Below are 21,907 nucleotides of genomic sequence, written 5' to 3' on the forward strand. Positions count from 1 at the left end.
GGTCAGAACTTCAACTTCTGCATGGCCATCATCAGGTCGGTGGAGATGCCCGACGTGACTGGCTTGGCAAAGAGCACGCTGATGGACGTCACCGCGGTCGAGGTCGGGTTGTTGATCTCGTACATGCTGGTGAAGCGCGTCAGGAACTTGCTGAGCTTCGCGGGATCGGTGAAATCAGTGAGGTCGAGCTTTTGCTCGAACAGCTGTGCCTGCTTGTCGATGTCGGCGGTGGCAAAGGAATCGGGGAGCCCCAGCGCGGTTCGAACGACGCTGGCAAGCGCCGTGTCGGCCAGCACGTCGTACCAGCTGGTGATGTCGGGCGCCTTGCGCTGGAAATAGAGCGCCAGCCGCACGCCCTCATTGGTCTTGCCGGCATCCTCCTCCAGCGTCTGGCGCATGTATTTGTCGACGGTCGGCTGTTGGGCCGCATTGATGGTGGTGGCGTTCTCGCCGTACTGCTCGAAGTTGAAGGCCGAGGCCAGTGCCGCGTAGGCCGGATCCGTCTGCTTGTTGGCGACGCTGTCGGGGTCGCGCACGCCACCCTGCAGGACCTGTTTGATGAGGTCCTTGTTCTCGGTCGCCGAATCGAGACCGAACGCTGCCAGTGCATAGGTATAGAGCCGGCCGTTCGACATCAGGTCGTCGATGGACTTCACCTTGGTGATGTTGGCGAGATAATAGGTGGTCTCGCCCTTCACATAGTCTGAATTCGGGTCGACGCCCGCGATTTGAGCCTGCGTGGCGTAGTTCTTTGTCACCAGCTGCTGCGCCTTGTTGTAGATGGTGGCGTCGGCGCCGTTGGCGGCGAAATTGAAAGCGCTGACGAACTGGGCATAGCGCTTGTCGGTCAGCTTGTTGGCGAAGCTGTTGGGGTCGGTGACACCTTCCTTGAGCGCCTTGACCATGAAGGCCTTGGCGTAGTCCATGTTCTCCAGCCCGTAGGCCTTCATGGCATATTTGAACAGCCGGTCATTGTTGACGAAATCGTCGATCGATTTCACCTTGGTGATGTTGGCGAGATAATATTTGGTGTCGCGATCAACCGTCGGCTGTTGCTCGATGCGGTCGATAGACTTGTTGATGTCCTTGGTGATCAACTGGTAGCTGGTAAATGTATCGAGCAAGAACGTGCCTCCGGCCGAAGCTATGCCGGTACAGTAGCCGCACTTCCTTGCGCGAAACTGAATCGCCCTGACATTCGGTTCCACGGCAGCTCGGATTCAAGCCTCACACAAGGCACGGGGACTATCCCTTGCACCTGGTGTGAAATGCGGAAGGACCTGCCGTGGGCATTCTGATCGGACTTGTGGTGACGCTCGGCTGCGTCCTCGGCGGCTTCATGGCCATGGGCGGGCACCTGCACGTGCTGGTCCAGCCCTGGGAAGCCGTGGTCATCTGCGGCGCTGCGTTGGGCACCTTCCTTGTCGCCAATCCGATGAAGACGGTCAAGGACACCGGCAAGGGCATTCTGGAAGCCTTCAAGCAGGCGGTGCCGAAGGAACAGGATTATCTGGAAACGCTCGGCGTGCTGCACAGCCTGATGCGCGAACTGCGCTCTAAGTCGCGAAGCGAGGTCGAGGCGCATATCGACAATCCGGAAGAATCAGCCATCTTTCAGGCCTTTCCGACGGTGCTCAAGAATCACGATCTGATGGCCTTCATCTGCGACTACTGCCGCATCATCATCATCGGCAATGCCCGCTCGCACGAGATCGAGGCGCTGATGGACGAGGAGATCCAGACCATCAAGACCGACAAGATGAAGGCCTATCACGCGCTGGTCGCGGTCGGCGACGGTCTGCCGGCGCTGGGCATCGTCGCCGCGGTGCTGGGCGTGGTCAAGGCGATGGGCGCGCTCGACCAGTCGCCGGAAATCCTCGGCGGCCTGATCGGCGCCGCACTGGTCGGCACCTTCCTCGGCATCTTCCTGTCCTATGCCGTGGTCGGACCCGTGGCCACCAAGATCAAGACGGTGCGCGAGAAGAAGAACCGCCTCTACATCATCGTCAAGCAGACGCTGCTCGCCTACATGAACGGCGCGCTGCCGCAGGTGGCGATCGAATTCGGCCGCAAGACCATCTCGTCCTATGAGCGGCCGACCATCGACGCCGTCGAGCAAAGCACCATGAACACCGCCGCCGCTGAAAAGAAGGCCGCCTGAGCGATGTTCGACAGAACGGCGGCAAAACTGTCATGACCAGTCCGGGCAGCCCCGCGCAGGCGCGCTCGCTGATCATCGAGCGTCTGGTCGGCGACAGCGGCGAGGCCGACCAGGTCATCGAAGCCGGCCGCGCCATGGCCGAACGCGCCGTGCCGCTGCTGCAGAACGGGCTCTCGGGCGAGCTTCGCGTTCCCGTGATCGTCGACCTCAAGGCCGTCGAGGTCAGCCGCGTACCCGACGCACGCTCACACGCCGGCGACAATTTCGCCATGACCGTCGTCGGCTCGCCTGCATCCTCGGATGCGATGACGCTCGTCATCGACGCCGCCGCGATCGCGATCATGGTCTCGACGCTGTTTGGTGGCGACCCGGATATGCCGGTGTCGCCGATCGAGCGCGACCTGTCGCCGATCGAGACCGATGTCTCGACCATGGTGTTCCAGCAGGTCGCGCAGGCGCTGAACGGATCGGGCCCACGGTCGCTCGACCTGCGGCTGCCGGTGCCGCGGGCGATGTCGGGTACCGAAGCGAAACGGCATGTGCTGCGCGATGGTGCTGCCATCCGCGTCGTCCTCGGCATCTCGACGCCGGTCGACAGCGGCTCCATCACCGTGACGATGCCGCAGCGTGTCGTGCTCGCCGGCCGCGACGGCACCGCCAGTGTCAGCGAGGCCGATCACGGCACCAGTTGGCGCGCGCGTTTTTCGGAAGAGGTGATGCGCTCGGCAGTGGCGCTCGAAGCCACCATGCCGCTGACACGGCTGACGCTTGGCGACCTCGCCAATCTCGAAGTGGGCCAGGTCATCGACTTCGACGAAACGGCGCAATCGCGGGCGCGCCTCAGCGCGCGCGGCCAGACGCTGTTCGTATGCGAGTTCGGCAAACTGGGGCAGAATTACACCGTCCGAATCAAGCATCCTTTCGATGCCGGGCAGGATTTCATCGATGGGCTCATGCCGGCCGGTGCCGGGCGCGCCTGAGCTTTTGGAGACGATTCATGGCCAAGACCAAAGTGGAAGCAGAGCTCGACCAGCCAGACGAGCAACTCGACCGTGCCATCGAGGAATTGCGCGGGGTCCTGCATGAGGAAGAGCAGCGCCCCGACGCGGCGTTCAGGTCCGCCGCGGGCGCCAATTCGAACGTCATCATGAACATTCCTGTCGATGTCCAGATCATCCTCGGCAGCACCGAGATGGCGGTTGCCGACCTGATGGCATTGCAGAAGGGCTCGACGGTGGCGCTCAACCGCCGCATCGGCGAACCGGTTGACGTCGTGGTCAACGGCCGCAAGATCGCCCGCGGCGAGATCACGGTGCTTGAAAGCGACCCCTCGCGCTTCGGCATCAGGTTGACCGAAATCATCACCGGCACGAAGGGCGCCTAGACATGGCTGGTGGGGCTTGCCGGTTGCAGCGGAGGCGAGAAGCAGCATGACGCCGCTGATGAGCCTGACGCGCGCGCAGAAGGCGGCCGCCATATTGGTGGCGATGGGCAAGCCGTCCGCCAGCCGCCTGTTGAAATTCTTCAAGCAGGAAGAGTTGAAGGCGCTGATCGAGGGCGCCCGGCTGCTCAGGACCATTCCGCAGAACGATCTCGAACGCATCGTCGCCGAATTCGAGGCAGAGTTCACCGAGGGTGCCGGCCTCCTCGATTCCGCCGACAGGATGGACACGATCCTCAACGAGTCGCTGTCGCCCGAAGAGATGAGCGCGATCATGGGCGACAAGAAATTCGAGGTCGCGCCGGAAGGACCGCCGCCGATCTGGCCGGAGCTCGAGAAGCTCGAACCGGCGCGGCTTGGCACCTTCCTGGCGGGCGAACATCCGCAAACGGCGGCCATGGTGCTTTCGAAGCTGGCGCCGCAGACGGCGGCGGGCGTTCTTTTGACGCTGACCAAGCCAATGCGCGGCGAAATCATCAAGCGCATGGTGACGATGGCCAATGTTCCGGATGCCGCTGCCAGGATCGTCGAGAACCGGTTGCGGACCAACGTGCTGGCGGAGACGTCGACCAAGGACACCTCGGCGGGACAGGCGCGCGTCGCGAGCGTGCTCAACGAACTGGACAAGCCGCTGCTCGAGGAGGTCATGCAGGATCTGGAAGCAGCCGGCACGCCCGACCTCGACGGTGTGCGGGCACGGCTGTTTTCTTTCGACGATCTGCCGCTGCTCACCCAGAAGGCGCGCGTGCTTTTGTTCGACGGACTGTCGACCGAGCTTGTCACTCTGGCGCTGCGCGGCACCTCGGCGGCGCTCGCCGAATCCGTGCTGTCGGCGATCGGCGCGCGGTCGCGGCGCATGATCGAGGCCGAACTCGGGCAGGGGTCGGATGGAGTGCCTGCCGCCGACATCGCGACGGCGCGCAAGACCATCGTGACGACCACCATCCGGCTGTCGCGTGAAGGCGCATTCGAACTTCCCTCGACCCAAGACGCCGCCTAAGGCATGTCCGACGCCACCGACAAGGACTCGAAAACCGAGGAGGCGACGGAGAAGAAGATCCGCGACACCATCGAACAGGGCAAGCTGCCCCATTCGAGGGAAACCGCGATCCTGGCCTCCTTCGTCGCCATACTGGTTTTCACCGTCTTCTATGCCAAGGACGCGATCATCGATCTAGGCATGTTCCTGTCGATGTTCCTCGAGAAGCCCGAAGCCTGGCCAATGGACACCGAGACCGACGTCATCGAGCTCTACAAGATTGTCATGCTGGAAGTGGGCCGAGCCATCCTCAGCCTGCTGGTGCTTTTGACCGTCGCCGGTATCGGTGCCTCGGTGCTCCAGAACATGCCGCAATTCGTCGGCGAGCGAATCAGGCCGCAGCTTTCGCGCATTTCGATCACCAAGGGCTGGAACCGTATGTTCGGTGCCCAGGGCTGGGTCGAGTTCCTGAAATCCCTGGCAAAGGTCGGCTTCGCCATCGCCGTGCTCACCTTCACACTGTCGGAGGATCACCGCAAGCTGCTCGCCGGGATGATCACCAATCCAGTCGCCTTCGGTCTCGTCATCCGCGGCATCGCGGTCGACATACTGGTGGCGATCGTCTTCGTCATGGGACTGATCGCGGCAATCGACATCGTCTGGTCGCGCTTCCACTGGAGGCAGGACCTGCGCATGAGCAAGCAGGAGGTCAAGGACGAATTCAAGCAGTCCGAGGGCGACCCGATCGTCAAGTCCCGGCTGCGCTCGCTGGCGCGCGATCGCGCGCGCAAGCGGATGATGACAGCGGTGCCGCGCGCGACGCTGATCATCGCCAACCCGACCCACTTCTCGATCGCGCTGAAATATGTGCGCGACGAGGATGCGGCACCGCTCGTGGTGGCCAAGGGGCAGGATCTGGTGGCGCTGAAAATCCGCGAGATCGCGAAGGAGCACAACATTCCGATCTTCGAGGACGTGACGCTCGCCCGCTCCATGTACAAGCAAGTTTCGGTCGATAATGTGATCCCGTCGCAATTCTACCAGGCCGTCGCCGAACTGGTGCGGATCGTCTACTCGAAAAAGGCTGAGCGCAGACAGATTTCATGAACCGCCAACCGCACGCAAAATCCCGCGAGATCATCGTCGCCAACGCCATCGAGCAGGTGGTTGGCGAATTGCGGCTGATCGATGTCGCCGACTATATCGCCTTCATCCGGCTGGAGCATTTCGCGTGCCTGTCGGACCTGGTCGATTCAGCGGTGGAACTGTTCTTCATGCCCGGCACGCTCAGGCTCGGCCACGGTGGCGAGGCGCATGTCGACTGGAGCGGCGGCCCGCGCATCGTGCTCGATCTGGAGTTGCGGCCGCCTGGGGTGACCGTCTATTTCCAGCTGACGCTGAGCGAGGCCGGTAACTCTGTGGTGGTCAATTACGTGTCGTTCGAAAAGCCTGGCGAGGATCCCGAGCACAATACGGCGCTGCTGGAAGCGGTGATCGAACAGGCCCGCATCCGCAAGGTGGAGCCCATGGCTTTCTGAGGGCTGTCGCGGGTCAGGTGGGGCGGGCCTGCAAAATGGCGGTCCCCCGCGTTTCGGGTGCTCACATACCCAAGCCTACGCTCCGCTCCGGCTCTCGCGCCTCATCGTTTCATTACTACTCAATCAGACCGAGCCGCAGCGCCTTGGCGACCGCCTGGTTGCGGTTGACGGCGTTGAGCTTCTGGGTCGACTGGGTCAGATACTGATTGGCTGTGTGCACGGACAGCTTCAGGAGCCGCGCGATCTCCTCGCTGGTGTTGCCGTTGGCGGTCAGCTTCAGGCACTCCAACTCGCGCTTTGAGATGGCACGCATCCTGCCGGTGTCACCTGGACGGATGCGGGCGACCGCGGCGAACAGGGAAAAGCAGCGGGCGTGGATCTCGTAGAGTGCATCCTGCGGCAGCGCGATCTCCGACCCCAGGAAGACGACAAGGCCGCACTGACCGCGATCGGCATGGACGGGAAAGGCGATGCCGCTGGTGCCGGGCGCCAGCGGCGCCATCTGCTCGGTCCAGGCGAGATTGCCGAACGTCTCGGTCATCGCGGCGACGCCATCATCCGTCCACCAGCGTGGCTCCGTCGAGTTGTGGGTGTGGCGCACGATCTCCTCGCCATTGGCGCCCGAGATAAACTTCGTCGCCACGGCAATGCCGGGATAGTCGGAATCGAAACACGGGACCAGCCGTGCGCGTTCCGGCGACGGGCTGACGAAGAACAGGCCGAAGGCCGAGGCATTGATGTCGACCGCGATCCACCGGCAGCGGCGCACGGCATCGGGAATGGTGACGGCATGATGTGTTTCGGAGCCGAGCGAGAAGGCGCCGAAGGGGCTGCGTTGATCGTTGAAGATCGCCTCGGCGGCGTCCTTGATGTCGGCCTGTTTCAAATGATGCCACTCCTGATCGCCGTGGCGATGGCCATCGCGCGGTTGCTGGCCGCGAATTTCTGGATGGCGTGGGTGATGTAGCTGTTGACGGTGTTGGAGGAGACGCCAAGGATGACCGCCACTTCATCGGTGGTCTTGCCTTCCGAAACCCAGAACAGGCATTCGCGCTCACGATCCGACAGCGGATCCTGCATGGCCGCGGCGGCAATCAGCTGCGGAATATGCGAGAGCGCGTAGCAGCATTTCAATTGCGCCTTCATCAGCGCCGGCTGGTCGATCTGGCCGGTCGTCGCCGCCGAGAACAGGGCAAACAGGCGCTGGCGGCCGACATTCAGCCTGAGCGAATAGATCTCGGCATGGCCGAGCACGTCGAGGAGACGGGCCTCTTCGCCGGAGACCAGCCCGCCGACGTCTGGCGCCTCCGCCGCCACCAGCGGTCTGGGCCGGATGCCGGGCGCGACGGTAAGCGCGCCTTGGGCAAGGCCGGCGATCAGCCGCTTGCCGATCAGTTCGATGGCGTCGAAGATCCAATTGGAGGAGACGATGCGCGCGTCGTTGCGGTCCTGGTCGTGGACGATGGCAACCAGCATGTAGCTGTCGGCGCCGATCTCGGCGGTCAACTCCATGAAGAAGCTGGTCAGATCACCGCGCGACGCCAGGCGCGAGCCCAAAGTGTCGGATTGAAGAGGCGCGGCGGGACTGCTCATCTGTTGCTTTTGGCCGGAATCGTTTCTGATGTCCGGATGCTGGAGAGCCAGCCGCCGAACCCGAAAACGCGTTACTTTTACGAGACACACACGAGGCGCGGGGTCGCGCCCAACCAGACGGAATCCATTCAGGGAACGCGAAGCCGTCCGCGTCTGGCGCCGGAAGATTCCGGAACGTGAGACTTTGGGTGGTCGCCGCGCCCCCCGAGGACCGGCTGATTCGGGTCTAATCTACCCGCAGATGAATCTGACATCAAACGCGATTTGACAAAATCGAATCCGATGGACTCAGGCGCGACTCAGGAAGCCATTTTTGCTAATTTCGAGGGTGTGAAAATGCCGGGACTGCGCAAGCCGGCCATATCGGCCAGATACATAGAGGGCGGCTGACGCCGCCCTTCGCTTTGTCCTTTTCTCCTAAAGGGCTGCCGCTTTCAGGCGGTAGGCTTACCGATCCTCGAAACCGGTCAGTACGCCGACGGCATTGATGCCGATCTCCTCGACGGCATAGCCGCCTTCCTGGACGAACAGCGTCGGCAGGCCGAGCTTTGCGATGCGGCGGCCGATCTTGGGATAGTCGGCGCTCTTCAGCTTGAACTGGCTGATCGGGTCCTTCTCGAAGGTGTCGACGCCAAGTGAGACGACGACGATGTCGGGCGCGTAGGCGGCGAGCCTGGCGCAGGCATCCTCCAGCGAGGCGTTCCATGCGTCCCAGTTGGTGCCGAACGGCATGGGATAGTTGATGTTGAAGCCTTCGCCGGCGCCCGCGCCGCGTTCGTCGGCATGGCCGAGGAAGAATGGATATTCGACCATCGGGTCGCCATGCAGGTTGAGGACCTGCACGTCGGCGCGGTCGTAGAAGATCTCCTGCGTGCCGTTGCCATGGTGGTAGTCAACGTCGAGGATGGAGACGCGGGCTGCGCCCTGGTCGAGGAACCATTGAGCGGCGACGGCGGCGTTGTTGATGTAGCAATAGCCGCCCATGAAGCCGGCGCCGGCATGGTGGCCGGGCGGGCGGCAGAGCGCGAAGGCCGACCTTTCGCCGCCCTTGACCAGGCCGGCCGCGGTCAGCGCCACGTCGTAGGAGGACTTGATCGCCGCCCATGTGCCTTCGACGAAGGTGGCGCCGCCGTCGAACGAATAGTATCCGAGCAGGGCGTCGATGCGCTTTGGCGGCACGTCGCCGCGCAGGCCGCGCGTCGGCCAGGTGAACGGCATCGCCGAACCCTGGAAGCCGGATTCCACCCATTGCGGCCAGACCGTCGGCAGGAAGTCGATGTAGTCAGCCCTGTGGACGCGCTTGGCGGCGGCAAGGTCGTGCTCGAGCGGCAGGACGATCGGACCGAGCTTCTCGCTTTCAACCCGCGCCTTGATGAATTCGGCCCGCGAGGGCTTTTCGAAACCCGGCACGATGGCCGATGTGACCAGTTCCATCTGGCCGGCATGGCCGGCATGAAGCGGCGAATAGACAGTCTTCATGAAATTCCTCTCGAAATGCGAAATCAGTCCAGGTTGAGATAGGGGTTCACCAGAGCCAGCCACATGGCTTCGACGTCGTCCTCGATGAGGTCGAATGTCCTGCGGTCTCTCTTCAGTCCGACCAGCCGGCAGGCATGCCCGACCTCCATCATCACCAGGCCGAGCCGTTTGGCGATCTTGTCCTCGAGAGCCGGATTCACATGCCGCAGCCAGGCGGCGTAAAGCGCGACGATCTGCTCGTCATATTCGTCCTGGATAGGCCTGAGATCGGCGTTGCCTGAAATGGCCTCGATCACCGGCATCAGCGTCGCGTTCTCGAGATAGATACTGGACGTGTCGATGAAGAGCTTGCGCACTTCGCGCCGGAATTCCTCGCGATTGGTGGGCCGCGGGACCTTGATGCGCTTCTCGATCACCTGGGGAAAGGAGGACAGCCAGCGCCGGGCGAGGTCCAGAAGAATGGCTTCCTTGTTGGGAAAGTATTGATAGACCGAACCGACCGACAGGCCCGCTCGCTGCGCTATGGCGAGCGTTGTCGGCGTCCTGGTTCCTTGCTCTCGCGTCAAGATCAGCGCCGCGTCGAGAATCCGGTCGACAACCTTGCTCGACCGTTGCTGCCGCGGCTGCTTGCGCGGCTCGAGCGCTATCCTGGTCTTGCGGTCGAGACTGCGCTTCACTGCTCGATGCCCTCGTTCCCCGCCTGGTCCCAACACAGGCGCGGGGTGCTGTCCACAATACATTCTAAATTCCGCATGTTGACAAACGCGAATAATCAGTCGCATTCTTTATCCACGCTGTCCCAAGGGATAACAAGGGGAATTTCGAAGGCAGCGGACTGGCATCGTTTTTTGTTCCGTGGCGCCGCTCAGGTGGGTGGCCGGTCGTTGAGCGCAGGGTTGTCGGTCTCAGTCGGTCATCAAGAGCGCGGAGTCGCGATGTCTGTCACGGGTGCGGGTCGCAATGCGGATCTGATCGTCATCAACGGTCGTGTGCTGACCATGGACGACGACAATCCCGCAGCCGAGGCCGTGGCCGTCAAGGACGGCGCCATCATCGCCATCGGCAGCCGTGCTGTGATCGAAGAATTCAAGGGATCGACCACCAAGGTGATCGACGCCAAGGGCGGTTCGGTCCTGCCCGGTTTCATCGAAGCCCACATGCATCTGTTCTCGGGAGGCGCCGAACTCGCGCATCTTCAGCTTGGCGGTGTCCACGGCTTCGAGGCGCTGCAGAAGGCGATCCGCGACTATGCATCGACAAAGCCCAATGCCCCGATGCTGGTCGGGCAGGGTGTCGACTATACGGTGCTCGGCAGCGAGCGGGTGACGCGCCACCATCTCGACGCCATTCTGCCCGATCGCCCGTTCTGCATGGCTGCGCCCGATCATCATACGATGTGGGCCAACACCAAGGCGCTGGAGATGGCCGGCATCCTACATGGACGCGCGCTTGGTCCGGGCAATGAGATCGTCATGGGCGATGATGGCCTGGCGGCGGGCGAATTGCGCGAGGGCGAGGCCTTCGGGCCGGTGCTCGATCTTGCCGGCGAGGGCCGGGTGCGGCTGGGGCTGGCCACTGGCGGTGAGCCGGATCCGATGCCGTCGGCCGCCGAACGCGCCGCCGACCGCGACATCATGCGGCGCGGCCTCGCCTGGTGCGCGCGCCACGGCATCACCTCCATCCAGAACATGGACGGCAATCTCTACCAGCTCGAACTGCTGGCCGAGATCGACGCCGAGGAGGGCTTGCCTTGCCGCGTGCAGATCCCCTTCCACTACAAGAATTTCATGACGCTCGACATGCTCGACAAGGCGTCCGCCATGGCCGAGCGCTACAGCAGCGAGTGGCTGTCGTCGGGCATGGTCAAGGTGTTCTATGACGGCGTGCTCGATTCCTGGACGGCCGTCATGGTCGAGCCCTACGCCGACCGTCCGGACTGGGTTGGCGAGCCGCTGTTCACGCCGCGGCAATTCATCGATCTGGCCGTCGCCGTCGACAGGCGCGGGCTGCAGATCGCCGTCCACTCGATCGGCGATGGCGCGGTGCGTGCGGTGCTCGACGGCTACGAGGCGGCGCGGAAGGCCAATGGCAAGCGCGACAGCCGTCACCGCGTCGAACACATCGAGGTTACCACCACGGCTGACGTGCCGCGGTTTGCCGAACTCGGCGTCATCGCCTCGATGCAACCGCCGCATCCGCCCGGCGCGATGGATTTCCCGCTGGAGCCGACCGTGTCTCGCATCGGGCCGGCCCGCTGGCCGCTGAGCTATGCCTGGCGAACCCTGAAGAACGCCGGCGCGCACGTCGTCTTCGCCTCGGATTGGCCGGTGTCGCCGATCGACCCGATCCTGGGCATTCAGGCGGCAGTGATGCGCAAACCGTGGGCAGACAGCGATCCGGACCAGAGTTTTTCGCTGCGGGAATCGATCGCCGCCTACACGGTCGAGGGCGCCTATGCCGAATTCGCAGAGCATCGCAAAGGTGCGCTGAAATCAGGCTATATGGCCGATCTGGTGGTTCTGTCTGATGACATCGAGAAAACGGCGCCGGCCGACCTGCACAAGGTGCGCCCGGTGACGACGATCTGCGGTGGCAAGATCACCTATCAGGCCTGACATGGCATGAGGCTTGCTGGCTAAAGACGGACTGAACTGTGATTCAATGCCGGGCTTGCCAACCTACCGGCCGTGTGGTCACATCGAACAGGGGAACAGCTCCGCCGGCAAGAGCGGGGTCAACAGTGAGGCGTAATCGTGCCGGACAAACCGGATCGGAATGCGATTGAAGTTGTAGACGTCAGCAAAATTTTCGGATCGGGTGAGGGGCAGGTGGCTGCCCTCGACAAGGTCTCGGTTTCCATTCGCGAGAACGAGTTCTTCACGCTGCTGGGACCGTCCGGCTGCGGCAAGACCACCCTTTTGCGGCTGATTGCCGGCTTCGACTTTCCAACCGCCGGCGAGATCCTGCTCTACGGTCAGGACATCGCGCCGCTGCCGCCGTTCAAGCGGCCGGTCAACACCGTCTTCCAGTCCTATGCGCTGTTCCCGCACATGACCGTGGCCGACAATATCGGCTTCGGCCTGGAGATGCTCGGCAAGCCCAAGGCCGAGATCAAGGCGCGCGTCGCCGAGATGCTCAAGCTGGTCAAGATGGAAGCGCTGGCGGGCCGTCGCACGGCCCAGATTTCCGGTGGCCAGCAGCAGCGCGTGGCACTGGCACGGGCGCTCGCGCCGCAGCCGAAAGTGCTGTTGCTCGACGAACCGCTCTCCGCGCTCGACTACAAGCTGCGCAAGGAGATGCAGATCGAGTTGAAGCGGCTGCAGCACGAGACCGGCATCACCTTCATCTTCGTCACCCATGACCAGGAAGAAGCGCTGACCATGTCGGACCGCATCGCGGTGATGTCGTCGGGCAAGATCCTGCAGGTCGGCTCGCCCTGGGACATATACGACAAGCCTGCGGAACGCTTCGTGGCCGACTTCATCGGCGAAACCAATTTCCTCACCGCCGCCATATCGGGCGCCGGCAATGGCAAGGCACGCGCGACGCTCAAGTCCGGCACGACCATCGAGGCCACCGTTGCCGAAGGGTTCCAGCCGAAGGACAACGCCACCGTGGTGGTGCGGCCCGAGCACGCCAAGCTCACCAAGGACAAGGGCGACCTGTCGGGCACGGTCGAAAACATCGTCTATTTCGGCACCGACACGCATATCCACGTCCAGCTCGACAGCGGCGATCCCTTCACCGTGCGCCAGCAGAACACGCGCAGCGCCGGCTGCGGTTTCGAGCGCGGCGACAAGGTCGGCATCCTGATCGGCAACGACGCCGCGCAAGTGCTGAGGGACTGATGGCCACCGCGGAAGAAGTCGCCAAGGCCGCCGAACGGCGTGATGTCCGTGACCGCTGGCTTTTGTCGGCGCCGGCGCTGCTGGTCATCCTGCTCGCCGCCACCGGCCCGTTGCTGATCGTTCTCGTCTATTCGTTCCTGACGCCCGGCGCCTATGGCGACGTGAAATGGCAGTTCTCGTCCGACGCCTGGACATCGGTGTTCCTGGAACGCGATATTTTCGACGACACGCTTTCACTGGCCGCGGCGCATGTCACCATCTTCTGGCGCTCGATCAAGCTTGCCATAGTGACGACACTGGCGACCTTGGCGCTCGGGTTCCCGACCGCCTATTTCATGGCGACGCGCAGCGAAAAGACTAGGGATCTCTGGCTGTTCCTGATCACCATCCCGTTCTGGACCAACTTGCTGATCCGTACCTTCGCCGTGCTGCAGATCATCCGCAACGAAGGCATCATCAACACCATTCTTTTGAAGCTCGGCATCATCTCGGCGCCGATCCAGATCCTCTATACCGACACAGCGATCCTGATCGGCATGGCGTATGTCTACCTGCCGCTGATGGTGCTGCCGATCTACGCCAGCATGGAGAAGCTCGACTTTCGCCTCGTCGAGGCGGGCTATGATCTCTACGCGACACGCTTCAAGGTGCTGCGGAAGATCATTTTTCCGCTGGTCAAACCCGGCGTCATCGCCGGCTCCATCCTTGTCTTCATTCCAGCCCTCGGCGCTTATGTGACGCCGAGCGTGCTTGGCGGCGGCAAGAACATGATGCTGTCCAACCTGATCGAATTGCAGTTCGGGCAGGGTCGCAACTGGCCGCTTGGCTCGGCGCTTTCGATCACGGTGATGATCATCGTCATGGTGGCGCTGCTGGCCTATGTGCGCAATGCCGGCAAGTCGGGGGTGCGTCATGGCTAGCAACTTCTCCATCAAGCACCAGCCGGGCTTCACCGCGATCGCGGCGACATGTTTCGTCGTGCTCTACCTGCCGATCGTGGTGCTGGTGATCTATGCCTTCAACGCTGCCACCTCGACCTCAGAATGGGGCGGCTTCTCGCTGAAGTGGTTCCAGTCGGCGTGCCAGAACACGCAGGTCATCGATGCAACGCTGCGCTCGTTCCAGATCGGCGCCATCGCGGCGGTGCTGTCGACGATCTTCGCCACCATGGCGGCGCTCGCCACCACGCGCACCGCCTCCTATCCCGGCCTTACCTTCAAATACGCGGCGATCAACCAGCCGCTGATGGTGCCCGAGATCGTCACTGGCGTGGCGCTGCTGATCTTCTTCTCGCGCATCAAGATATTCACCGGCTATTCCGGCATCGGCTACCTGGTCGCCGCGCATACGGCGTTCTGCATTCCGTTCGCCTATCTGCCGATCCGGGCGCGGCTGGAGAACATGGACCTGACGCTGGAGCGTGCCGCGGCCGATCTCTACGCAACGCCGTGGAAGACCTTCCGCCGCATCACGCTGCCGCTTTTGTGGCCGGGCATACTGGCCGGCCTGATGCTGGCCTTCGTCATCTCGCTCGACGACGTCGTCATCACCGAGTTCGTCAAATCGGGCGGCCAGGACACGCTGCCCACTTACATGCTCGGCCAGATCCGCCGCGGCATCACACCCGAGATCAACGCGATATCGACCGCTTTCCTGCTGCTTTCGGTCGCGATCGTCACGTTGTTTTTCTTTGTCAGCAGGAAACGAGACTGAACCTGAAATGGGAGTTAGAACGATGAACTGGAAGACCACAGCGACCGCCATGGGGTTGGCGCTGCTCGCTTCGACGGGCCTCGCCCACGCCGATGGCGTGCTCAACATCTACAATTGGGGCAACTACACCAGCCCCGACGTGATCAAGAAGTTCGAGGACAAATACAACATCAAGGTGACCATCACCGACTACGATTCCAATGACACCGCGCTCGCCAAGGTCCGGCAGGGCGGCACCGGCTTCGACATCGCCGTGCCCTCGCAGACCTACGTGCCGATCTGGATCAAGGAAGGTCTCGTGCTCGAGACCGATCCGGGCAAGATGGAGAATTTCAAGAACGTCGCTCCGGAATGGGCCAATCCTGAGTTCGATCCGGGCCGCAAATATTCCGTGCCATGGGCCTGGGGCACGATCGGCGTCGTCGTCAACACCGATGCCTACAAGGGGCCGGCCAACACGTGGGGTATCGTCTTCAACACGCCCGACGAGCTGAAGGGCAAGGTCAACGTCGTTCCCGAGATGGGTGACGTGATCTTCGCGGCGATCAAATATGTCGGCGGCGAGCAGTGCACGGACGACAAGGCGGTGCTGAAGAAGGTGCGCGACCTCCTGGTGGCGGCCAAGCCGAACTGGATCGCGATGGAATACAACACCATCGAGAAGATGGGCGCCGGCGACTTCAAGGCCACCAGCGACTGGAACGGCTCGGCATTGCGCCAGCGTCTGGCCAACCCGGCCATCCACTACAACTATCCAAAGGAAGGCTTTGGCCTGTGGAGCGACAACGTCGTCGTTCTCAAGGAAGCCAAGAACGTCGAGAACGCCAAGCTGTTCCAGAACTTCATCATGGACCCGGAAAACGCGGCGGGCCTCTCGGCCTTCCACCGCTATGCCAACGCCATCACCGGCTCGGACAAGTACATGCCGGCAGACATGAAGGATGCGCCGGAAGTCGTCATTCCGGCCGACGCCAAGCCGCATGGCGAGTTCCAGAAGATGTGCGCTCCCGAAACGCAGGAACTCTATACCAAGATCTGGACCGAACTGCAGAAGTAATCGCTGCATGAGAGACCCGGCGGTACCCGCCGGGTCTTTTTCTTTTCCGGGAATAGCCTTTCATGGACTCCTATCGCAACAGCGATCCGCGGCCGCCGATCATGCAGGGCTCGCCGCCCGCCATGGTGCCGCCGAAGCTCGACTGGGACCGGCCGCCATGGAACCGCTGGGCGTTCCAGCACATCCGCGAAATCCTGCCGACCGCCGAAGTCTGGCGCGGCAATGGCCATCGCCATCGTCTCGAACGCGCCGAGGTCGATCTCGACGGGCTGGCGGTCGAGGACAGCGAGGGCAAGCCGACAACGCTCGCCGGGCTGCTCGACGAGACCTATACGGACGGCTTCCTGGTGCTCAAGCACGGCAAGGTCGCCTATGAGCGCTATTTCAACGGCATGGACGAGCGCACGCTGCATCTGTCGCAGTCGATGGCCAAGTCCGTCACCGGCGCGGTGTTCGGCATACTGGCCGGACGCGGCCTGATCGACCCGGCGAGGCCCGTGACCGACTATTTGCCGGAACTCGCCGCCACCGGCTGGGCCGGGGCCAGCGTCCAGCATGTGCTCGACATGACGACGGGCGTGCGTTTTTCCGAGGAATACACCGACCGCTATTCCGATATCGGCCAGGTCGATGTCGCCACCGGCTGGAAGCCGGTGCCGCCAGGCAGCGATCCGGATTTCCGATGGCCCTCGCACATGTTCGAGCTTATCCTGGGCCTGAGGGACACGGTCCGCCCGCATGGCGCCGCATTTGAATACCGCTCCATCGAGACCGACGTGCTCGCCTTCATCATGGAGCGCGTGACCGGCAAGCGGCTGGCGCAGCTGGTTTCGGAAGAACTCTGGCAAAAGCTCGGTGCCGATGAAAGCGCCTGCTTCACCGTCGACAGCGCCGGCTATGCGCTCGCCGATGGCGGCTTCAACGCGACGCTGCGCGACTATGCCCGCTTCGGCCAGATGATCCTCGAAAATGGCGGCGGCATCGTGCCGGCCGGCTGGATCGAGACGACACGCAATGGCAAGCACGGGCCGGATTTCTCCGCCAGCCTGCCGGAAGGCAGCTATCGCAACCAGTTCTGGATCGAGGATCCCGGCTCGCGCGCACTGATGTGCCGGGGCGTGTTCGGGCAAATGATCCATATGGACTGGAACACAGGAATGGTCGTGGTGAAGCTTTCGACCTGGCCGGATTTCAGCAATCTCGCCTATTCCACGGCGACGCTGAAGGCCGTGCACGCCATCGCCGCCGCGCTGCTCTGAACCCCCACAAGAAACGACCTGGAAGGAAACGCCATGACCGGCAAGACCGCGTTCGAGACCCGCTACGGCTTTCCCCGCAACGAGGTGCTGCTTTCCAACTGGCGCGTAAACCCGTTCAATCGATGGTCGTTCCAGAATCTGGGCGAACTGGTGCCGACAGCGCGCGTGGCCGCGGCGTCCGGCGGTGCCGAGGCACCCGCGCGCGATTTCGGTGTGTTGCTCGGTGAAAAGGTTTCGGTTGCCAGCGCTCCGGAGACGGTGGCGGACTTTCTCGTGCGCTCCAGCACCGATGCGCTGACGGTGATGAAGGGCGGAAAGGTGATCGGCGACTGGTTCGCGCCGCATATGGATTTCGGCGCCCGCCATATCATCTTCTCGATCAGCAAGTCGGTGACCGCCATTATCGCCGGCATATTGGAAGGCGAGGGCGTGTTCGATCCGGAAGCGCCGGTGACGACCTACATCCCCGAAGCCACCGGCTCGGCCTATGGCGATGCGAGTTGCCGGCATGTGCTCGACATGAGCGTCAGCCTCGATTTCGAGGAAGCCTATCTCGATCCGGAAAGCGCTTTCGCCCGCTACCGGCGCGCCACGTTGTGGAATCCGGGCGGCGGCACGGAAAGCCTGCGCGAATTCATCCTGACCCTGCAGCGGCTGGCCGAGCCGCATGGCCAGACCTTCCGTTATCGCTCGCCCAATTCAGACCTGCTCGGCCTGTTGCTGGAACGGGCTTCCGGCCAGCGCTTCCCCGACTTGATGCGCGAGAAGCTGTGGCTGCCGCTTGGCGCCGTCAGCGAAGCCTCGATCGGCGTCGACATGGAAGGCACGGCGCGCACCGCCGGCGGTATTTCGGTGACGCCGCGCGACCTGGCGCGCGTCGGCGAAATGATGCGGCAAGGGGGCACCGCCAATGGTCGCCGCATCGTGTCCGAGACCTGGGTGCGCGACACGACAAGCACCGGCGGCAGTACGGAAGCCTGGCAGCGCGGCGCGATGCTGCCGCTGTTCCCCAAGGGCCGTTACCGCAACAAATGGTACCAGACCGGACATGAGAATGGTGCCTATTGCGGCATCGGCATCCATGGCCAGTGGCTTTATATCGATCCCAGGACCGAAGTGGTGATCTCCAAGATGTCGTCGCAACCGGAGCCGGTCGATGACTCGCTTGATCTCGAGATCGTCGCCTTCTTCGAAGCGCTGAGCCGGATGATTTGAGTTGGGATGGTGAGCCGGTTTATCAAACGGCAGCGCCGCCCCTCACCGCCCTGCCGGGCACTTCTCCCCGTATAGTGACGGGGAGAAGGGGCTGGCGGCAATGTCGGCTCGCTTCCTTGCGGCGTTGGTGATTGGCGTAGCCAATGACAGAGCGCCCTCTCCCCGTCACCATACGGGGAGAGGGCGCCGGCAGGCAGGTGAGGAGCAGCGCCGGCTTTCGACAGCAGACATGCTTTCCTGTGGACCGGCCGCGACGGTTGAAAGCGTCGCGGTTGGCGAGGTCGGCATCTGCGCCTATGGTCGCCGCTCTTTTCGACGAGAGTGGGAATGACATGGCATCCGACATCAAGCGCATCGCAGCCATCATCGCGGCCGAGATCGCTGCCCGGCCCGAACAGGCGGCCGCGGCGATCGAACTGCTGGACGAGGGCGCGACGGTGCCGTTCGTGGCACGGTACCGCAAGGAAGTGACCGGCGGGCTTGACGATACGCAATTGCGCGACCTTGCCGAGCGGCTCGCCTATCTGCGTGAGCTCGACGCCCGCCGCGACACCATCCTGGGCTCGATCCGCGAACAGGGCAAGCTGACGCAGGAGCTTGAGACCAAGATCGCCGCCGCCGCTACCAAGGCGGAGCTGGAGGACATCTATCTGCCCTACAAGCCCAAGCGCCGCACCAAGGCCGAGATCGCCAGGGAGCGCGGGCTGGGGCCGCTGGCGGAGGCCATTCTTGCCGACCGTTCCCTGGTGCCCGCCGAACTGGCGGTGGCCTATGTCACCGAGGAGGTGGCCGATACCAAGGCAGCCCTTGAGGGCGCCCGCGACATCCTTTCTGAACAATTCGCCGAGAATGCCGATCTGGTCGGCAAGCTGCGCAGCTACATGAAGGAACGCGCTTTCATGCGGGCGCGGGTTGTCGACGGCAAGCAGGAGGCCGGCGCGAAATTCTCGGACTATTTCGATCATGTCGAGCGCTGGGCAAATGTGCCGAGCCACCGGGCGCTGGCCATGTTGCGCGGCCGCAACGAAGAGGTGCTGTCGCTCGACATCGAGGTCGACGCCGACGACACCTCGCCGGTGAAGCCGGTCGAGCGGATGATCGCCAACGCCTATGCCATCGGCGCCAGCCTGCCGGGCGACCGCTGGCTGATGGATGTGGCCGGCTGGACCTGGCGGATAAAACTGTCGCTGCACCTGACGCTGGACCTGATGCGCGATCTGCGCGAACGGGCCGAGGAAGAGGCGATCCATGTCTTCGCCCGCAATCTGAAGGATCTGCTGCTGGCCGCGCCAGCGGGTTCGCGGCCGACGATGGGGCTCGATCCCGGCATCCGCACCGGCGTCAAGGTGGCCGTGGTCGACGGTACCGGCAAGCTGGTGGCGACCACGACGGTCTATCCGTTCCCGCCGAAGAACGACGTTCGCGGCACGCAGGCGGAACTCGCCAAACTCATCCGCCTGCACAAGGTCGAGCTGATTTCGATCGGCAACGGCACCGGGAGCCGCGAGACGGAAAAGCTGGTCGCCGACATGCTGTCCGACATGCCTTCCGACGGCGGACCCAAGCCGCTCAAGGTCATCGTCAGCGAGGCGGGCGCCTCGGTCTACTCGGCGTCGGCAGCGGCGGCGGCGGAATTCCCCGGTCTGGACGTGTCGCTGCGCGGCGCGGTGTCGATCGCGCGGCGCTTGCAGGATCCGCTCGCCGAACTGGTCAAGATCGAACCCAAGTCGATCGGCGTCGGCCAGTATCAGCATGACGTCGACCAGTATCGGCTCGGCCGCTCGCTGGAGGCGGTGGTCGAGGACGCGGTCAACGCCGTCGGCGTCGATCTCAACACCGCTTCGGCGCCGTTGCTGGCGCGCGTTTCGGGCCTTGGCGCGTCGCTTGCCGACGCTATCGTCGCGCATCGCGACGCGACCGGTCCCTTCGCCAGCCGCAAGGACCTGCTCAAGGTGCCACGGCTTGGGCCGCGCGCGTTCGAGCAATCCGCCGGCTTTCTGCGCATTGCCAATGGCAGCGAGCCGCTCGATGCCTCGTCGGTCCACCCGGAAGCCTATGGGGTGGCGAAGAAGATCGTCGCCGCCTGCGGCCGTGATGTGCGTTCGCTGATGGGCGACAGCGCCGCGCTCAAGGCGCTCGACCCGCGCGTCTTCGTCGACGAGCGTTTCGGCCTGCCGACGGTCCGCGACATTCTTGCCGAGCTGGAAAAGCCTGGACGCGACCCGCGCCCCGGCTTCAAGACGGCGACCTTTGCCGACGGCATTGATGACATCAAGGATCTGAAGCCAGGCATGCTGCTGGAAGGCACCGTCACCAATGTCGCGGCCTTCGGCGCCTTTGTCGATATCGGGGTGCACCAGGACGGCCTGGTGCACGTCTCGCAACTGGCCGACCGTTTCATCAAGGATGCGCATGAGGTGGTCAAGGCGGGCGACGTGGTGAAGGTGCGCGTCGTCGATGTCGATATCAAGCGCAAGCGCATCGCGCTTTCCATGCGCAAGGACGGCGGTGAGGCGTCAAAAGGTGGGCCCCGCGACAATGGCGGCGGCAGGCCGGCGCCACGTGGCCCGACACCGCAACGCCAGCCGGAGCGGCCGGCCCAGCAGGGCGCGTTTGGTGCCGCGTTGGCGGATGCGCTGAAGCGGAAGTAGCTACCACGCCAGGACGGACGGCTCCTTCTCAACCTGGCTCAGCAGCCAGTCGCGAAAACTGGCGACCGGGGGATGGCCGCGTTTGTCGTGCGGGACGACGAGATAATAGGCGCTGCGGCTTTGCATGGGCTGGCCGGGCGCCGGCACAAGCTGGCCGCGCTGCAATTCGCCTGCGATGAGCAGCAGCGGCAGGAGCGCGACGCCAAGCCCTTCCATGCAGGCCTGGGCGGCGGTGCCGAACTGCTCGAACTGCATGCCGGGCCCGGTCGGCGCGCTCAGGCCCTGATGCTCGAACCATTCGGTCCAGGCACCGGGGCGCGTTGCCATATGCAGCAAGGGCAGGCGGCCGATATCAGCCGGCGTGGCGATGGCGCGGCCGGCGAGAAATTCGGGCGACACCACCGGCGCCACGGTTTCGCGCACCAGGAGGGTCGAGTCGGCGTCCGGCCAATCGGGCAGGCCATAGTGGATGGCGGCGTCCAACCGCTCCCTGGCGAAGTCGAAACGGCCGACGCGGGTGACGAAGTTGATGGTGATGTCGGGGTTGTTCTCGACGAAATCGGGGATCATCGGCATCAGCCAGCGGGTGCCGAAGGTCGGCAATATGGCAAGGTTCAAGATGCCACTATGCCGATTGCTCATCAATCCAAGGGCGGCATCGCGCAACTGGCCAAGCGCTGAACGTACCGCTTCGGCATAGATTTCACCCGCCGTGGACAGCCGGACATTGCGGCTGTCGCGCTCGAACAACCGGCGACCAAACTGGTCCTCCAACAGCTTGATCTGGCGGCTTACCGCGCCTTGGGTCAGATCCAGCTCCTGGGCAGCGGCGGTAAAAGATCCAAGCCGAGCCACCGCTTCGAAGGCGGCGAGGGCGCTGATGTTGGGCAGGAGACGGCGCTGGACACTCATCATCCATTCCTAACGCTCATTGATCGGTGAAGCAATTTCGTTTGATTTTTTCAGGCCCCGG

At 63.4% G+C, this 21,907-nt stretch carries 20 protein-coding genes; 14 read left to right on the forward strand and 6 right to left on the reverse strand.

The features are described from left to right. Window positions 1-2 precede the first annotated feature (2 nt). A complete protein-coding gene (locus EB815_RS10725) occupies window positions 3-1,124 on the reverse strand; it encodes a DUF1217 domain-containing protein (protein ID WP_056578231.1) in 1,122 nt (373 codons plus the stop codon). Between the two features lie 161 nt (window positions 1,125-1,285). Here EB815_RS10725 and motA point away from each other — a divergent pair, with 161 nt between their 5' ends. From motA to EB815_RS10755, 6 genes are read left to right on the forward strand one after another with little or no spacing between them, the layout of a single operon-like run. Continuing rightward, window positions 1,286-2,161: a flagellar motor stator protein MotA gene (gene motA, locus EB815_RS10730; protein ID WP_056578229.1), complete on the forward strand. Its 876-nt coding sequence runs from the start codon at window positions 1,286-1,288 to the stop codon at window positions 2,159-2,161. 32 nt (window positions 2,162-2,193) lie between these two features. Beyond that, the gene (locus EB815_RS10735) at window positions 2,194-3,141 is read left to right on the forward strand and encodes a FliM/FliN family flagellar motor switch protein (RefSeq protein ID WP_065005770.1); all 948 of its coding nucleotides are present in this window, start codon (window positions 2,194-2,196) and stop codon (window positions 3,139-3,141) included. A 17-nt stretch (window positions 3,142-3,158) separates the two neighbouring features. After that, window positions 3,159-3,545 (forward strand): flagellar motor switch protein FliN, encoded by a 387-nt coding sequence (gene fliN / locus EB815_RS10740; RefSeq protein ID WP_056578225.1) that lies wholly within the window; start codon window positions 3,159-3,161, stop codon window positions 3,543-3,545. Between the two features lie 46 nt (window positions 3,546-3,591). Next, on the forward strand, window positions 3,592-4,602 hold the full coding sequence (locus EB815_RS10745; protein ID WP_056578223.1) for a flagellar motor switch protein FliG: 1,011 nt from the start codon (window positions 3,592-3,594) through the stop codon (window positions 4,600-4,602). A gap of 3 nt (window positions 4,603-4,605) precedes the next feature. Next, window positions 4,606-5,688, forward strand: coding sequence for a flagellar biosynthesis protein FlhB (gene flhB, locus EB815_RS10750; RefSeq protein WP_065005771.1), 1,083 nt, complete (start codon window positions 4,606-4,608; stop codon window positions 5,686-5,688). Further along, on the forward strand, window positions 5,685-6,119 hold the full coding sequence (locus tag EB815_RS10755) for a hypothetical protein (protein WP_056578219.1): 435 nt from the start codon (window positions 5,685-5,687) through the stop codon (window positions 6,117-6,119). Before flhB ends, EB815_RS10755 begins: the two co-directional genes overlap by 4 nt. A 115-nt stretch (window positions 6,120-6,234) precedes the next feature. On the opposite strand, the gene EB815_RS10760 is transcribed toward EB815_RS10755, so the two are convergent. From EB815_RS10760 to EB815_RS10775, 4 genes are all read right to left on the reverse strand, one after another. Beyond that, a complete protein-coding gene (locus tag EB815_RS10760; RefSeq protein WP_056578217.1) occupies window positions 6,235-7,005 on the reverse strand; it encodes a response regulator transcription factor in 771 nt (256 codons plus the stop codon). Beyond that, on the reverse strand, window positions 7,002-7,712 hold the full coding sequence (locus EB815_RS10765) for a helix-turn-helix transcriptional regulator (RefSeq protein ID WP_065005772.1): 711 nt from the start codon (window positions 7,710-7,712) through the stop codon (window positions 7,002-7,004). Before EB815_RS10765 ends, EB815_RS10760 begins: the two co-directional genes overlap by 4 nt. Window positions 7,713-8,159: 447 nt before the next feature. Continuing rightward, window positions 8,160-9,191, reverse strand: coding sequence for a histone deacetylase family protein (locus EB815_RS10770; RefSeq protein WP_056578213.1), 1,032 nt, complete (start codon window positions 9,189-9,191; stop codon window positions 8,160-8,162). Between the two features lie 23 nt (window positions 9,192-9,214). Continuing rightward, complete coding sequence (locus EB815_RS10775; RefSeq protein WP_056578210.1) at window positions 9,215-9,868, reverse strand: TetR/AcrR family transcriptional regulator; 654 nt, start codon at window positions 9,866-9,868, stop codon at window positions 9,215-9,217. 258 nt (window positions 9,869-10,126) lie between these two features. On the opposite strand from EB815_RS10775, the gene EB815_RS10780 reads away from it, so the two are divergent. From EB815_RS10780 to EB815_RS10815, 8 genes are all read left to right on the forward strand, one after another. After that, complete coding sequence (locus tag EB815_RS10780; RefSeq protein ID WP_056578208.1) at window positions 10,127-11,806, forward strand: amidohydrolase; 1,680 nt, start codon at window positions 10,127-10,129, stop codon at window positions 11,804-11,806. Window positions 11,807-11,944: 138 nt separating this feature from the next. Beyond that, window positions 11,945-13,039: an ABC transporter ATP-binding protein gene (locus tag EB815_RS10785; RefSeq protein ID WP_056578206.1), complete on the forward strand. Its 1,095-nt coding sequence runs from the start codon at window positions 11,945-11,947 to the stop codon at window positions 13,037-13,039. Beyond that, on the forward strand, window positions 13,039-13,959 hold the full coding sequence (locus tag EB815_RS10790) for an ABC transporter permease (RefSeq protein ID WP_056578204.1): 921 nt from the start codon (window positions 13,039-13,041) through the stop codon (window positions 13,957-13,959). Before EB815_RS10785 ends, EB815_RS10790 begins: the two co-directional genes overlap by 1 nt. Then, window positions 13,952-14,752 carry an ABC transporter permease gene (locus EB815_RS10795; protein ID WP_065005773.1) on the forward strand — a complete coding sequence of 267 codons (801 nt, stop codon included), beginning with the start codon at window positions 13,952-13,954 and terminating at the stop codon, window positions 14,750-14,752. The genes EB815_RS10790 and EB815_RS10795 overlap by 8 nt, the downstream gene beginning before the upstream one ends. A gap of 22 nt (window positions 14,753-14,774) precedes the next feature. Beyond that, window positions 14,775-15,809: an extracellular solute-binding protein gene (locus EB815_RS10800; RefSeq protein ID WP_056578200.1), complete on the forward strand. Its 1,035-nt coding sequence runs from the start codon at window positions 14,775-14,777 to the stop codon at window positions 15,807-15,809. Between the two features lie 62 nt (window positions 15,810-15,871). After that, window positions 15,872-17,068: a serine hydrolase domain-containing protein gene (locus tag EB815_RS10805; protein ID WP_056578198.1), complete on the forward strand. Its 1,197-nt coding sequence runs from the start codon at window positions 15,872-15,874 to the stop codon at window positions 17,066-17,068. 33 nt (window positions 17,069-17,101) lie between these two features. Next, window positions 17,102-18,283, forward strand: coding sequence for a serine hydrolase domain-containing protein (locus tag EB815_RS10810; RefSeq protein WP_056578196.1), 1,182 nt, complete (start codon window positions 17,102-17,104; stop codon window positions 18,281-18,283). A 332-nt stretch (window positions 18,284-18,615) separates the two neighbouring features. Next, complete coding sequence (locus EB815_RS10815) at window positions 18,616-20,934, forward strand: Tex family protein (RefSeq protein ID WP_056578387.1); 2,319 nt, start codon at window positions 18,616-18,618, stop codon at window positions 20,932-20,934. On the opposite strand, the gene EB815_RS10820 is transcribed toward EB815_RS10815, so the two are convergent. Then, entirely contained in the window at window positions 20,935-21,846 is a 912-nt protein-coding gene (locus EB815_RS10820; protein WP_056578385.1) for a LysR family transcriptional regulator, read from the reverse strand. It lies immediately after the preceding gene. Between the last annotated feature and the right edge of the window lie 61 nt (window positions 21,847-21,907).

Origin of the sequence: Mesorhizobium loti, from assembly GCF_013170705.1 — a bacterium.
Taxonomy (GTDB): Bacteria; Pseudomonadota; Alphaproteobacteria; order Rhizobiales; family Rhizobiaceae; genus Mesorhizobium; species Mesorhizobium loti_D.

Coding starts and splice junctions, on each gene's coding strand:
- EB815_RS10810 (WP_056578196.1), top strand. CDS start 17,102: ATGACCGGCAAGACCGCGTTCGAGACCCGCTACGGCTTTCCCCGCAAC.
- EB815_RS10745 (WP_056578223.1), top strand. CDS start 3,592: ATGACGCCGCTGATGAGCCTGACGCGCGCGCAGAAGGCGGCCGCCATA.
- EB815_RS10735 (WP_065005770.1), top strand. CDS start 2,194: ATGACCAGTCCGGGCAGCCCCGCGCAGGCGCGCTCGCTGATCATCGAG.
- EB815_RS10770 (WP_056578213.1), bottom strand. CDS start 9,191: ATGAAGACTGTCTATTCGCCGCTTCATGCCGGCCATGCCGGCCAGATG.
- EB815_RS10800 (WP_056578200.1), top strand. CDS start 14,775: ATGAACTGGAAGACCACAGCGACCGCCATGGGGTTGGCGCTGCTCGCT.
- EB815_RS10780 (WP_056578208.1), top strand. CDS start 10,127: ATGTCTGTCACGGGTGCGGGTCGCAATGCGGATCTGATCGTCATCAAC.
- fliN (WP_056578225.1), top strand. CDS start 3,159: ATGGCCAAGACCAAAGTGGAAGCAGAGCTCGACCAGCCAGACGAGCAA.
- EB815_RS10820 (WP_056578385.1), bottom strand. CDS start 21,846: ATGAGTGTCCAGCGCCGTCTCCTGCCCAACATCAGCGCCCTCGCCGCC.
- flhB (WP_065005771.1), top strand. CDS start 4,606: ATGTCCGACGCCACCGACAAGGACTCGAAAACCGAGGAGGCGACGGAG.
- EB815_RS10795 (WP_065005773.1), top strand. CDS start 13,952: ATGGCTAGCAACTTCTCCATCAAGCACCAGCCGGGCTTCACCGCGATC.
- EB815_RS10765 (WP_065005772.1), bottom strand. CDS start 7,712: ATGAGCAGTCCCGCCGCGCCTCTTCAATCCGACACTTTGGGCTCGCGC.
- EB815_RS10815 (WP_056578387.1), top strand. CDS start 18,616: ATGGCATCCGACATCAAGCGCATCGCAGCCATCATCGCGGCCGAGATC.
- EB815_RS10755 (WP_056578219.1), top strand. CDS start 5,685: ATGAACCGCCAACCGCACGCAAAATCCCGCGAGATCATCGTCGCCAAC.
- EB815_RS10790 (WP_056578204.1), top strand. CDS start 13,039: ATGGCCACCGCGGAAGAAGTCGCCAAGGCCGCCGAACGGCGTGATGTC.
- EB815_RS10805 (WP_056578198.1), top strand. CDS start 15,872: ATGGACTCCTATCGCAACAGCGATCCGCGGCCGCCGATCATGCAGGGC.